12 protein-coding genes are annotated in these 13,542 nt (G+C 65.7%); 6 read left to right on the top strand and 6 right to left on the bottom strand.

The annotated features are described in order from the left end of the window. Positions 1-7: 7 nt before the first annotated feature. The 3 genes from era to lepB all read right to left on the bottom strand — a co-directional run bounded on the left by era (position 8) and on the right by lepB (position 2,566). Positions 8-916, bottom strand: a complete 909-nt coding sequence (era, locus tag M529_RS33655) for a GTPase Era (protein WP_031294883.1) — start codon at positions 914-916, stop codon at positions 8-10. 154 nt (positions 917-1,070) lie between these two features. Then, the gene (gene rnc / locus M529_RS33660; protein ID WP_021317632.1) at positions 1,071-1,742 is read right to left on the bottom strand and encodes a ribonuclease III; all 672 of its coding nucleotides are present in this window, start codon (positions 1,740-1,742) and stop codon (positions 1,071-1,073) included. Continuing rightward, positions 1,739-2,566, bottom strand: a complete 828-nt coding sequence (gene lepB, locus M529_RS33665; protein WP_021317633.1) for a signal peptidase I — start codon at positions 2,564-2,566, stop codon at positions 1,739-1,741. Before lepB ends, rnc begins: the two co-directional genes overlap by 4 nt. Positions 2,567-2,744: 178 nt before the next feature. Between lepB and pgi the strand changes: the two genes are divergently transcribed. After that, a complete protein-coding gene (pgi, locus tag M529_RS33670; protein WP_021317634.1) occupies positions 2,745-4,259 on the top strand; it encodes a glucose-6-phosphate isomerase in 1,515 nt (504 codons plus the stop codon). 164 nt (positions 4,260-4,423) lie between these two features. After that, positions 4,424-5,770: a glutathione-disulfide reductase gene (gene gor / locus M529_RS33675; protein WP_021317635.1), complete on the top strand. Its 1,347-nt coding sequence runs from the start codon at positions 4,424-4,426 to the stop codon at positions 5,768-5,770. A 12-nt stretch (positions 5,771-5,782) separates the two neighbouring features. Here gor and M529_RS33680 read toward each other — a convergent pair whose 3' ends face one another. Both M529_RS33680 and M529_RS33685 read right to left on the bottom strand, forming a co-directional pair. Beyond that, entirely contained in the window at positions 5,783-6,508 is a 726-nt protein-coding gene (locus tag M529_RS33680) for a 2OG-Fe dioxygenase family protein (protein ID WP_021317636.1), read from the bottom strand. A 79-nt stretch (positions 6,509-6,587) separates the two neighbouring features. Continuing rightward, on the bottom strand, positions 6,588-7,373 hold the full coding sequence (locus M529_RS33685; protein ID WP_021317637.1) for an SDR family NAD(P)-dependent oxidoreductase: 786 nt from the start codon (positions 7,371-7,373) through the stop codon (positions 6,588-6,590). A gap of 102 nt (positions 7,374-7,475) precedes the next feature. On the opposite strand from M529_RS33685, the gene M529_RS33690 reads away from it, so the two are divergent. Next, positions 7,476-8,372 (top strand): LysR family transcriptional regulator, encoded by an 897-nt coding sequence (locus M529_RS33690; RefSeq protein ID WP_021317638.1) that lies wholly within the window; start codon positions 7,476-7,478, stop codon positions 8,370-8,372. A 229-nt stretch (positions 8,373-8,601) separates the two neighbouring features. Continuing rightward, positions 8,602-10,248 carry a GIY-YIG nuclease family protein gene (locus M529_RS47730; protein ID WP_152522574.1) on the top strand — a complete coding sequence of 549 codons (1,647 nt, stop codon included), beginning with the start codon at positions 8,602-8,604 and terminating at the stop codon, positions 10,246-10,248. A 78-nt stretch (positions 10,249-10,326) separates the two neighbouring features. Here M529_RS47730 and M529_RS33695 read toward each other — a convergent pair whose 3' ends face one another. Then, positions 10,327-11,061, bottom strand: coding sequence for an SIMPL domain-containing protein (locus M529_RS33695; RefSeq protein WP_021317640.1), 735 nt, complete (start codon positions 11,059-11,061; stop codon positions 10,327-10,329). Positions 11,062-11,269: 208 nt separating this feature from the next. On the opposite strand from M529_RS33695, the gene M529_RS33700 reads away from it, so the two are divergent. Together M529_RS33700 and M529_RS33705 are read left to right on the top strand one after the other, a co-directional pair. Continuing rightward, on the top strand, positions 11,270-13,051 hold the full coding sequence (locus tag M529_RS33700) for an ABC-F family ATP-binding cassette domain-containing protein (RefSeq protein ID WP_021317641.1): 1,782 nt from the start codon (positions 11,270-11,272) through the stop codon (positions 13,049-13,051). Continuing rightward, positions 13,048-13,542: VIT1/CCC1 transporter family protein (locus M529_RS33705; protein WP_021317642.1), on the top strand; the 495-nt coding region annotated here is incomplete at its 3' end. The genes M529_RS33700 and M529_RS33705, both read left to right, overlap by 4 nt.

Genomic DNA, 13,542 nt, shown 5'->3' on the forward strand with positions numbered 1-13,542 from the left:
CACCTGGTCAGTCCACCCAGTCGAGGCCGATATCGCGGTAGATGAAGCGGTCGTCCTCCCAATCCTCCTTCACCTTGACGTGCAGGTAGAGGTGGACCTTGCAGCCCAGGAGCGTCGCCAGCTCGGCGCGGGCCTTGGAGCCGATCTCCTTGAGGCGCTGGCCGCCCTTGCCCAGCACGATGGCGCGCTGGGTCGGGCGAGCGACCAGGATCTGCTGGTGGATCTCGACCGACCCGTCCTCGCGCTCCTTATACTGCTCGGTATCGACCGCGGCGGCATAGGGCAGTTCGGCGTGGAGTTGGTGGTAGAGCTGTTCGCGGGTGATCTCTGCCGCGAGCATGCGGTCGGTGGCGTCGGAGACCTGGTCCTCCGGGAAGTGCCAGGGGCCTTCCGGCATGGCCTTCGCGAAGGCGGACTTGAGTTCGGCGAGGCCGTCGCCGGTCGCGGCGGAGACGAAGAAGGTCTCTGCGAAATCGATCTCTTCATAGAGGCGCTGGGTGTGGACCAGCAGCTTCTCCTTGATGGCGATGTCGACCTTGTTGAGGATCAGCCACTTGCGTTCGGGGCGTGCCTTGAGCGCGGCGATGATCGGTTCCATCTTGGGACCGAGGCCCGCCTTGCCGTCGACGATCAGCGCGATGAGGTCGGCGCCCTGCGCGCCGCCCCAGGCGGCCTGCACCATCGCCCGGTCCAGCCGGCGCTTGGGCGCGAAGATGCCGGGCGTGTCTACCAGCACGATCTGCGCATCGCCCTCGATCGCGACGCCCATCACGCGGGTGCGGGTGGTCTGCGCCTTGGGGCTGGTGATCGCCACCTTCTGCCCCACCAACGCGTTGACCAGCGTGGACTTGCCGGCATTGGGCGCGCCGACGATGGCGACGACGCCGCAATGCTGGGATGAAGGGGATTCGTCCAAAATATACTCCGTTCGCGTTATCGCCACGCCGTCATCCCGGCGAAAGCCGGGATCCCGCTTCTGCTCCGTCCGGGTGGCAAGAAAAGCGGGATCCCGGGTCAAGCCCGGGATGACTATCATGTTTAGGGTCTTTATATCCGCATAGGAAGCGGGCTTAACCCGCCAGCTTCTCCAGCAGCGCTTTGGCCGCCGCCGTTTCCGCTTCCTGCTTCGATCCGCCCGTGGCGCTGGCCTCGCCCGCGCCCTTGATCGAGACGGTGACGGTGAAGCGCAGCGCGTGGTGCGGGCCGGAGCGGTCGGCCAGCGCATATTCCGGCGGCTTGCGGCGGTTTGCCGCGGCCCATTCCTGGAGCGCGGACTTGGGGTGCTTGGGCGCGCTGCCCTGGGTGTCCACGCGGTCGCCCCAGAGGCGGCGGACGAGCGCGCGCGCCTCCTCCAGCCCGCCTTCCAGATAGAGCGCGCCGATCAGCGCTTCCATGACGTCGCCGAGCACATTGTCGCTGTCGGCCGCGCCGTCGTCGCGCGCCTGCTTGCCGAGGATCAGGTGGGCGGGAACGCCCGCGCCGCGCGCGATCTCCGCGCAGGTCTCGCCGGAAACCAGCGCATTGAAGCGGCGGGAAAGCTTGCCCTCCGGCTCGTCGGGGAAGCGATCGTAGAGCCACTCGGCGACCAGCAGGCCAAGGATGCGGTCGCCCAGAAATTCGAGCCGCTCATAATTGACAGCCTGGGCGCTGCCATGGGTAAGCGCCTGGGTGAAGCGATCGCGCCGGCGTGGCGCACGGCCGATCAGCCCTTCCAGCCAGCCCGCCGTGTCGGGTTTCGTCAAAAGCCTTCCCCGATGCGGCTCCAGCGGGCTGCGGTGAACCAGGTCCAGGGCAGCAGCCAGTTCGCGCTGCCGTCGGTCGAGAAAACGGAGATCAGCGCCTTGCCCACGAGATTCTCTTCCGGAACGAGGCCGATGCCGCCGCCTTCCACCGCTGGGAAGCGGCTGTCGGCGCTGCGGTCGCGATTGTCGCCCATCATGAAGAGATGACCTTCGGGCACCATCACCGTGTCGCGATCGTCAGCCGCACCGTCGGGCACGAGATCGAGGACGTTGTAGCTCCGGCCTCCGGGCAGGGTTTCGCGGAACTGCGGGTAGCGGCACTGGCGGCCGCCGCCTGGCGCGGCTTCCTCGAACTGCGGGCGATAGCAGGGGGAGGCGCTGCCTTCCTTCTCCGCCGCGGCGACCATGTTGGGCGTCACCGGGATCACGAAGTCGGCGACCTTCTGCTTCGGGATCGCCTGGCCGTTCAGATAGACGGTGCCGCCGCGCACGGAGATCATGTCGCCGGGCAGGCCGATCACCCGCTTGATATAGTCGTTCTTCTGACTGGGCGGCGCCTTGAACACCACCACGTCGCCGCGCTGGGGCGTGGAGGCGAAGATGCGGCCGGGGATCAGCGGCACGCCGAAGGGCAGGGAGTAGCGCGAATAGCCATAGGGCCATTTGGCGACCAGCAGATAGTCGCCGATCAGGAGGCGCGGCTGCATCGATTCCGAGGGGATGTTGAAGGGCGAGACGATGAAGCTGCGCAGGACGAAGACGAAGATCGCCAGCTTTGCGAGAAACCAGAGGAAGTCCCGCGTTTCCGATTTCTTTGCACTCATGCCGGCTGTCATTTCATCCTTCGGTTTGCCCCGAAAAGGAGCCGTCGCGGCTTTTGCGGCGTCATAAAGGCCGCGTCAAGCATGGTAGGGGTGCAATGCAGGCCTGACCTGTCTAAGCAAAGGACGAATCGACCGGTGCAGCGTCGATCTCGACCAATGTCATAGAAGGATTTTCCGCATGACCAGTCCTGCACAGCCGGATTCCCTGGCGGCCATCGCCGCACTGCCGCAAGCCGACCTGAAGAGCATCTTCACCGCCGATCCCGACCGCCTGTCGAAGCTGGTCCTCACGCAAGGGCCGATCCGCTTCGACTGGTCCAAGACCCATATGACCGACGACCTGCTGTCGGGTTTCCTGGCGCTGGCGGAGGAGCAGGGCTTTGCCGCGCGGCGGGACGCGCTGTTCGCCGGCGAGCCGGTAAACAACACCGAGGGCCGCGCCGCCGAGCATCCGGCCGAGCGGGGCGAGGGCAATCCGGACAGCGTCGCGCGGGCCAAGGCGCTGCACGCGCGGATGCGGGCGCTGATCGACGCGATCGAGGCGGAGGCGCTGGGGCCGATCCGCCATATCCTGCATATCGGCATCGGCGGGTCCGCGCTGGGACCGGACCTGATCGTCGATGCGCTGGGCGGAGACAATCTGCGCTACGACGTCGCGATCGTCTCCAATGTCGACGGCACGGCGCTGGAGCGGGCGATCCGCGACTTCGATCCGCATGCGACCCTGATCGCCGTCGCCTCCAAGACCTTCACCACCACCGAGACGATGCTGAACGCCGCGAGTGCGATCAACTGGATGGTCGAGGCGGGGGTCGAGGACCCCTATGGCAAGGTGATCGCGCTGACCGCCTCGCCCGACAAGGCGATCGCTTGGGGAGTGGACGAGACCCGCATCCTGCCCTTCGCCGAGAGCGTGGGCGGCCGCTATTCGCTCTGGTCGTCGATCGGCTTCCCCGCCGCGCTGGCGCTGGGCTGGGACGCGTTCGAGAGCCTGTTGGAGGGCGCGGCGGCGATGGACCGCCATTTCCGCCTGTCCGACCCCAAGGAGAACGCGCCGCTGATCGCGGCCTTCGTCGACCAATATTATACGCGGATCGCCGGCTGCGAGACGCGGGCGCTGTTCGCCTATGACGAGCGGCTGAAGCTGCTGCCTTCCTACCTCCAGCAGCTGGAGATGGAGAGCAACGGCAAGAGCGTGACCCGCGACGGCGAGCCGGTCGACGGGCCGACCGCGCCGATCACCTGGGGCGGCGTGGGCACCGACGCGCAGCATGCGGTGTTCCAATTGCTGCACCAGGGCACGGTGCTGACCCCGGTCGAGTTCATCGCCTCGATCGAGCCGGGCCACACGCTGGACCCGGCGCATCATCGCGCCCTGCTGGTCAACTGCTTCGCGCAGGGGGCAGCGCTGCTGCGGGGCAAGGAGAACCCGTCCGATCCGGCGCGGGCCTATCCGGGAAACCGGCCGTCGACCACCATCCTGCTGGACGATGTGACGCCCGAGGCCTTGGGCGCGCTGATCGCCTTCTACGAGCATCGCACCTTTGCCAACGCCGTGCTGCTGGGCATCAATCCGTTCGACCAGTTCGGTGTCGAGCTGGGCAAGGAAATCGCCAAGTCGATCGAGGCGGAAGGGCCCAAGGGGTTCGATCCGTCGACCATGGCGCTGATCGGGCTGGCGCTGGGGGAGTAACATCCGTTCGCCCTGAGCGAAGTCGAAGGGCCCGGCTGAACGTAGTGAAGCCTTCGCTTCGCTCAGGCGAGGGCTTCGACTTCGCTCAGCCCGAACGGACAAAATCCCGTTTGTAACTCGCCGTGCCAGCCGCCATATCCCGCTCCACCCCAGCGGAGGCAGGCATGAGCGAGTATGATTTCGACCTTTTCGTGATCGGCGCGGGATCGGGCGGCGTGCGCGCCAGCCGGGTCGCGGCGGCGCATGGCGCGAAGGTCGCGGTGGCGGAGGAATATCGGGTCGGCGGCACCTGCGTCATCCGGGGCTGCGTGCCCAAGAAGTTCCTGGTCTATGGCGCCCATTTCGCCGAGGACCTGAAGGACGCGCGCCGATTCGGCTGGAACGTCCCCGATTGCGGGTTCGAATGGGCGACCCTGCGCGACAATGTGCTGGCCGACGTCGACCGGCTGGAAGGGCTCTACCGCAACACGCTGGACAACCATCATGTCGAGATGATTGGCGAGCGGGCGACGATCACCGGGCCGCATTCGGTGCGGCTGGCGAGCGGGCGCGAGGTGTCGGCCAAGGTTATCCTGGTCGCCACCGGCGCCTGGCCGGTCGTCCCCGACATCGAGGGTGCGGAGCATGGCATCACGTCCAACGAGGTGTTCCACCTGGACAAATGCCCCGGCCGGATCGTGATCGTCGGCGGCGGCTACATCGCCAATGAGTTCGCCGGCATCTTCCACCAGTTCGGCAGCCATGTAACGCTGGTCAACCGGACCAACGAGATGCTGCGCGGCTATGACGAGCAGATCCGCGACCGGCTGCTCCAGATCTCGATGATGAAGGGCATCAATTTCCGCTTCAACGCGGAGATGGAGCGGATCGAGAAGAATGAGGACGGGACGATGTGCGTCCGGTTCAAGAGCGGCGATCCGGTGGCGGCCGACGTCGTCCTGTTCGCGACCGGGCGGCGGCCGCATAGCGACAATCTGGGGCTGGAGAGCGCCGGCGTCGAGCTGGACGAGAAGGGCGCGATCAAGGTCGACGACTATAGCCGCACCAGCTGCGAGAGCATCTATGCGGTGGGCGACGTCACCAATCGGATGCAGCTGACCCCCGTGGCGATCCGCGAAGGCCATGCCTTTGCCGACACGGTGTTCGGCGGCAATCCGCGCACCATCGACTACAGCTGTATCCCGTCCGCCGTGTTCAGCCATCCTCCGCTGGCGGGCGTGGGCCTGACCGAGGCGCAAGCGCGCAACAAGCTGGGGACGGTGAAGATCTATACGTCGGATTTCCGGCCGATGAAGAATGTGCTGGCCGGGCGGGACGAGCGGGCGCTCTACAAGATGATCGTCGATGCGACGACCAACAAGGTGGTCGGGCTGCACATGATCGGGCCGGACGCGCCGGAGATATTGCAGGCGGCCGCCGTCGCGGTGAAGGCGGGCCTGACCAAGCAGCAGTTCGACGACACGGTCGCGCTGCACCCGAGCATGGCGGAGGAGCTGGTGCTGCTGAAGTAGCCCGGCGCGGGGCTAGTCCTCCGCGACGAAGGTCACCACCAGCGCGTCGCGCCAGGCGGGGCGGGCGGTATCGACGGGGTGGACCGCCGTGACGCCGTGGAGGATGCGGTGGTCGTCGACCAGCACCGCGTCTCCCGGCTCCGCCAGCAGGAACTCGCCGAGCGGCGTGCCGTCGGGCGCGCCGATGCGGGTGACGCCCTCCCGGACGTTGCGGCGATCGACCAGCATCACGAACACACGGTCGACGCCGTCGCGGTGCATGCCCTCGGGTGTCGGGCGGCCTTCCTCGCCGGGGCGCGCCTCGATGCGGAACTGGTGCAGCTCGACATGCCAGCGCCCCGCCGAGGTGGGATCGAACCGTTCGGCGCAGAAGGCGAACACCGATTGCAGCACGGGGTTGTCGATCGTCGCCTGCTCGGCCGGATCGAACCAGCGCTGCACGTCGCCGTTGAGCGGGTTGTAGTCGCGGCTCTGATAATGGGGCTGGTGCGGCTTGCGGACGAAATGGCCGCCTTCGCAGCGGAAGGCGGCGTGGCGGCGGCGGCGGTAGCGGCCGCCGTCGGCCATGTAGCGATCGGGACCGAGATCGTTCCAGCTCGCGGCGAAGGCGGCCCAGTCGGCCTCGCCGATGTCCAGCAGGTCGAACAGGGCGGCGCCGTCGATGCGGGCGAAGCCGTCCGCGGCTAGGGCGGCGTCGATCCGGTCCGGCGCGAGGGGGAGGCAGTCCGTGTCGTTCATCGCGTCATCCTAGCAGGATCAAGGACGAGCGACAGGGCCACTTCCCGCCACGCGGCAGGGACCGGGCCAGGCGCCGGGATCAGGCAATGGTGGGGACGATGCCGCCTTCCGCCCGGATCGCCGCGCCGTTGGTGACGGCGGCGAGCGGGCTCGCCAGATAGGCGACCATCGAGCCGATCTCGTCCGCCTCGATCAGGCGGCGGATCAGCGAGAGGGGGCGCATGGTCTCGAAGAAGCGCGCCTCGCGCTCGGCTTCGGGCGCGTCCTTGTTGTCGACGACCGAGCGGATGAAGTCGACGATCCCTTCCGACCGGGTCGGTCCCGGCAGCACCGAGTTGACGGTGACGCCGGTGCCCCGGGTCTGTTCGGCCAGGCCCCGGGCGATGGCGAGCTGGGCGGTCTTGGTCATGCCGTAGTGGATCATCTCACCGGGGATCACCAGCGCGCTTTCGCTGGCGATGAAGATGATGCGGCCCCAGTCCTTTTCCAGCATGCGGGGGAAGTAATGGCGGGCGAGGCGGGCGCCGCTGACGACGTTGACCTCGAAGAAATGATGCCAGTCGGCGTCGCTGATCTGCGTAAAGGGCTTGGCTTCGTAGATGCCGAGATTGTTGACGAGGATGTCGGTGTCGGGGACGGCGGCGATCAGGGTCGCGGCGCCCTCCGCCGTGGCGGGGTCGGCGAGGACCGGGCGGACCTTGCCGAGCTGCCCGAGGGCGTCGGCGGCCTGGTCCAGCTTCTGCTGGTTGCGGCCCATGATGACGACCTCCGCCCCTTCCTGGGCGAGGCGGCCGGCGATGGCGAGGCCGATGCCGGCGGTCGATCCGGTGACGAGGGCGGTCTTGCCCGCAAGTTTCAGATCCATAACGGTTTTCCTTCAAAGGCGGTGAGCGAGGCGGTCATAAGATAGACTTTCCGCGATTGATGATTAGACTGCATTTCATCACTTCAGAAGTGAATCGAAATCATGGATAACCGGTTCGGCGATATCGAGACCTTCCTGATGGTGGCGGTGGAGGGCAGCTTCGCGGCGGCGGCCAAGGCGCTACGGCTGACCCCCTCCGCCGTCAGCCGCTCGATCGCGCGGCTGGAGCAGCGGCTGGGCGTCGCGCTGCTGCGGCGCACGACCCGCTCGCTGGCGCTGACCCGCGAGGGCGTGGCCTATCGCGACCGGATGAGCGCGATCCTGGCCGACATGATCGAGGTCGAGAACGGCCTGGGCGAAAGGGGGCAGGGGCCGCGCGGGCTGCTGCGGATCAATGCCTCGCCCTCCTTCGGCGCGCATTGCCTGATCCCGATCCTGCCGCGCTTCCGCGAGCGCCATCCGGCGGTGACGGTGGACCTGGCGCTGTCCGACACGATCGTCGACCTGGTGGAGGAGCGGGCGGACGTCGCCATCCGCATCGGGCCGCTGCGCGACACGCGGCTGCGGGCGAAGAAGCTGGGGCACAGCCGGATGGCGCTGGTGGCGAGCCCGGACTATCTGGCGCGGCGGGGGACGCCGCGCACGCCCGACGATCTGGACGGGCACGACTGCCTGCGCTTCAGCTTCCGCCGGTCGGTGGACAGCTGGCCGTTCCGGATCGGCGGCCGGGTGGTGCAGCGGCCGGTGCCGGGCGCCTTCTTCGGCAATTCGGGCGAGGTGGTGCGGCAGATGGCCGTCGCCGGCTGCGGCATCGCGCGGCACGGCCGGTTCCATGTCGCGCAGGACCTGCGCGAGGGGCGGCTGGTCGAGGTGCTGGCGGACTATGATGCCGGCGACGGCGAGGACATCCACGCGCTCTACGTGCCGGAGGATCGCGCGGCGGCGCGGATCAGGGCGTTTTTGGATTTCCTGGAGGAGGTGCTGGTGGTGGAGGGGTAGGGGGGGTTTAGGTTTAAAACTGTAAGCGATAGCTTTCGACAGGGCGAATGGCTGACACGGGGTGAGAACGGAAGGCGAAATATTTTACCTTCTGGGCACGATGTATCGAACCGCAGATTTTCGAGGGGTGACATGCCTTCAGTGAAAAGGTCCTTAAATCGAAGGTTCCTTGTCTGAAGGGCAGACGAATTGATCGTGCTATGGTCTGGAAGTGGCGAGGGGGCAACAGATGGAGCGATCGGACAAATTTCGCGCACGGCAACAGCGAATAAGAAAATTCGGCTTAAGCGTGCACGTCCGTGAAGACAGCCTGGCGATGCGATCGGTGTATGACGCTATATCACGTCGCAAGCTGAATGATAAACAAAAAAAGATCATGAACAATTATTGGAAGAGAGCTAACGCCATAGCCGCCGTACAGCGCTCGGGGGGGTCTGGACTTTATGTGGATCGGTATCTCCGCCATTTCACGCAGGAATATAATGGAAGGATATTTGGCGGGCAAGGTATTCACATGCCTACATCGTTTAATACGATAAATGCTTTCTTAGATCTCGACGAGAAAGTAATGGTGCTGAAGTTCCTGCCACAACAAGAGAACGTGATTACGTTTGGGAGGCTTCTCGATCACATCACTGATCCAAAAATGGATACTAGTGTTGTTTCTGCTATTTCACTGATGGATGAGTTAACGATCTACGAAATTAACATGCTTGGGGGGCACGCGGAGTTCAAAATTCCCGGTGCTGAAGAATTTGTGTTCTGCGGATCAGCGTTCTGCCTAGAAGGAGATGAGGTCGCCTTCATGGGTGTTTTCGGTCGGGCCAATCCTAATCCGACATCAAGAAAAGAAAAGATGCGCGAAGTCGATATATATCCTGGGAAGGAGTTTCTCGGCCAAGAAGGGCAGGAGATGGACCTCTCCGACGAACCGCTGTTTGGAGACGAAGGATATACTCCCGTAATTCTGCTAACCCGGGTCAATCCGAAAGATGGAAAAGTGCAATCTAGGTATGTCCTGGAAGAAACGAGAGACGTGTTCCACGTTATAACTGACAACCCTCAAGATCTGGAATGGATGATCCAGGCGCGTAGCGCACCTGAGAACATGATCGAAAACTACCTGTCGAAGATCGATGAGTTTGTCCCTCTGTTCGAATTGATGTTTGCGACCCCGAGCTGCTTGTATCTAATGGAAGGCGATGACGTATCACTTGAGCGTCACCCTACACAGCTACGTTTGGAGCCCCAGGGTCGGGATGCACGTCTCGCGAGCATTCTCCCGGTTTCCGAATCGCCTCGCTTTGTTGTCGTAAACACCCTGCTTGATCTCGGGCCTGAGCTTGGCGGGCGTTACGAGATACGCCCCTCAAATCTCAAAATCGAGACGACCGGTCACTGGAAGACGCTCGGTCTTGGCAGTGAGGGCAAAGATAAGGTTGGTCACTCCGTACAGGGCAAAACCTGGGTGACGAGCCAGAATTCTTGGTATGAAGGAGGCAGGGGCAACTCAGAGCCTTTCGACCGGCCTTCAACGATCGAAACCGCAAGTGAAACGGATCCAATGGGCTATGTCTATGTGCTAAGAAACGCGTCCCACGGTCGAGACGTGTACAAGATTGGCTATACCACCAAAACGCCGGACGAGCGCGCGCTACAGCTTGGCAGCACAAGTGGGCAGCCCGACATTTTCAATGTTGTTCAATACTGGGTAGTTCGGTCACCGCGTATGGTCGAACATCGCATCCATGAACTTTTGAAGGATTATCGGGTCAACAAGAGCCGGGAGTTTTTCCAACTTAAGTATTCTCGTATTCGTGAGACGATCGAGTTGGTCATCGCACAGTTCGATGCGGCGATTTCAGAGGAGAAATAGGGACGCGACACCCCTCCGTCAGGCGCTTCGCGCCTGCCACCTCCCCTGTCAGGGGAGGATGGCATTTGCGGGAGCGACTTAGCGTTCCAGCGCGTATTGCACGGTCAGGGTGACTTGCGAGCTGACCTGGCCGGGTTCGACCGGGGTGGGGTCGGCGGCGATGGAGTCGGCCTTGAAGCGGGCCTGGACCATCGGCATGGGGGGCATGCCGCCGCTGTTGCTTTCGCTGATCGAGACCAGCCGGGCCGAGCGGTAGCCGGCCGCCTGGGCGTAGAAATCCGCCTGCGCCTTCGCCGACTTGAGCGCGGTCGCGCGGGCCTGCGCCAGCATCGGCGAGGGATCGGCGATCGAGAAGCTGGGGCCGTTGATGTTGGTCGCGCCCGCCTTCACCAGTGCGTCGAGCAGCGGGCCGACCTGCTTGATGTCGCGCAGCTTGACCGACAGCTGGTTCGACGCCTCATAGCCGATGAAGCGCGGCCCCGATGGCTGGCCGTCGCGGTTGTTGTAGTCATATTGGGCGTTCAGGTTGATGCCGCTGGTCTGCACGTCCTTCTTGGCGATGCCGGCCTTTTCCAGCGTGGCGATGAGGCTCTGCGTCTTCGTCGCATTGTCGCGCATCGCCTGCTCCGCGCTCATCGCGCGGGTCTGGACGCCGGTGCCGACGATCGCCATGTCGGGCGCGGCCTCCACGGTCTCGGTGACATTGAGCGTCACTACCGGCGCGGTTTCGGCGATGGTGACGCTGGTCTGGGCGACGGCTGCGACCGGCAGCGCGGCGGCGCCGAGCGCCATCAGGGCGAAAGCGGATTTCATGGGTTCATTCTCCTCTGGGAACCTGTGCAGCCCTTTTGTGACGGCTGCGATGAACGGACGCTGATGCGCGGTGAAAGCCGTCAGACAGGTTCGGGTTCCCTGAAGGAGAGGCTGGACGTGCCCACCCCGCTGCGACTGGCTGCGCCTTGGGCTTGGCAAGTCTCGCTGCCCCTTGCCCTGCCGCGCGGGAGGCCCTAGCTGCACCGGCATGGCGGCTCCCATTCTTTCCTTCGAAAATCTCGGCCTTTCGCAGGGCACGCACTGGCTGTTCCGGCATCTCGACGTGTTCGTGGGCGAGCGCGACCGGCTGGCGCTGATCGGGCGCAACGGCGCGGGCAAGACGACGCTGCTGAAGCTGCTGGCCGGGCGGATCGAGGCGGACGAGGGCACGCGATCGGTGCGGCCGGGCGCGCGCGTCATCCTGCTGGAGCAGGACCCCGACGTTTCGGGCTTCGCCACGCTGCGCGATTTCGCGCTGGCGGGGCAATATGCGCCGCCCGCGCATGAGGTGGAGGCGATCGCCAGCCAGCTGGGCACCGACCTGTCGCGCGAGGCGGCGACCGCGTCGGGCGGCGAGCGGCGCCGCGCCGCGATCGCCCGCGCGCTGGCGAGCGAGCCCGACCTGCTGCTGCTGGACGAGCCGACCAACCATCTGGACATTTCCGCGATCGACTGGCTGGAAGGCTGGCTGGGGCGCTATTCCGGCGCCTTCATCGTGATCAGCCACGACCGCGCCTTCCTGACCCGGCTGACGCGGCAGACGCTGTGGCTGGACCGGGGCGCGATGCGCCGCAACGAGATCGGCTTCGGCGGGTTCGAGGACTGGATGGAAGCGGTCTATGCCGAGGAGGCGCGCGCCGCCGAGAAGCTGGACGCGAAGCTGAAGATCGAGGCGCACTGGCTGGAGCGCGGCGTCACCGCGCGGCGCAAGCGCAACCAGGGGCGGCTGTCCAAGCTGTGGGAGATGCGCGCCCAGCGCGCCGCCATGGTCGGGCCGCAGGGCGTGGCGAAGATCGCCGTCGCCGCCGACGACAGCAAGACCAAGAGCGTCATCGCCGCCGAGCATGTGACCAAGAATTTCGGCGAGCGGGCCATCATCCGCGACCTGTCCCTGCGCATCCAGCGCGGCGACCGGATCGGCATCGTCGGCGGTAATGGCGCGGGCAAGACCACGCTGCTGAAGCTGCTGACCGGCGAGCTGGAACCCGACAGCGGCACGGTGACGCTGGCGCGGACGCTGGACATGATCTTCATCGACCAGCAGCGCAGCCTGATGCAGGCCGACAAGTCGGTGCGCGACGTGCTGGCGGAAGGGGGCGACTGGATCGACGTCCGGGGCGTGCGCAAGCATGTGCACGGATACCTGAAGGACTTCCTGTTCGACCCGTCGCTGGCGGAGGCGAAGATCGGCACGCTGTCCGGCGGGGAACGCTCGCGGCTGCTGTTCGCGCGGGAATTTGCGCGGGAATCCAACCTGCTGGTGCTGGACGAGCCGACCAACGACCTGGACCTGGAGACGCTGGACCTGCTGCAGGAGGTGATCGCCGACTATGACGGCACGGTGCTGATCGTCAGCCACGACCGCGACTTCCTGGACCGGACGGTGACGGTGACGCTGGGGCTCGACGGGTCCGGCACGGTCGACGTGATCGTCGGCGGCTATGCCGACTGGGTGGCGAAGCGCAACCCGAAAAGCGCGCCGCGCGCCGAGAAGAAGGCGGCGGCCGCGCCGGCGCCGCCCCGGCCGGTTTCGGCCAAGCTCAGCTACAAGGACCAGCGCGACCTGGACCTGCTGCCCAAGCGGATCGAGGAACTGGAGGCGGCGATCGCAGGGCATGAGGAGGCGCTGGCCGATCCGGCGCTCTACACCCGCGATCCCACGCGGTTCGCGGCGCTGACGGCGGCGATCGAGAAGGCGCGCGGGGAAAAGGACGCGGCCGAGGAACGCTGGCTGGAACTGGCGGAAAAGGCGGAAGGGATGGGGCAGTGAGCGGGCCGGCGGGACAGGTCTCACCTCCGCGCTCCCATCATGCCGTCCATTATGTGAATCGGACGGGCTGGCTGCGCGCGGCGGTGCTGGGGGCCAATGACGGGATCGTGTCGACCGCCAGCCTGATGGCGGGCATCGCCGCCTCGGGCGCGGAGGCCGGGTCGATCCTGCTGACCGGCGCCGCCGCGCTGGTGGCGGGCGCGATGTCGATGGCGGCGGGCGAATATGTGTCGGTCAGCGCGCAGTCGGAGACCGAGCGGGCGGACCTGGCCAAGGAGCGCAAGGCGCTGGCCCAGCAGCCGCAGGCGGAGTGGGAGGAACTGCGCGATATCTATGTGGAACGCGGCCTTTCCGCCGATCTGGCGGGGCAGGTGGCGCACCAGCTGATGGCGGCCGATGCGCTCGCCGCCCATGCCCGCGACGAGCTGGGCATATCGGACCTTTCGAGGCCGCGGCCGGTGCAGGCGGCGCTGGCGTCCGCCGCCGCCTTT

Source organism: Sphingobium ummariense RL-3 (genome assembly GCF_000447205.1).
GTDB lineage: Bacteria > Pseudomonadota > Alphaproteobacteria > Sphingomonadales > Sphingomonadaceae > Sphingobium > Sphingobium ummariense.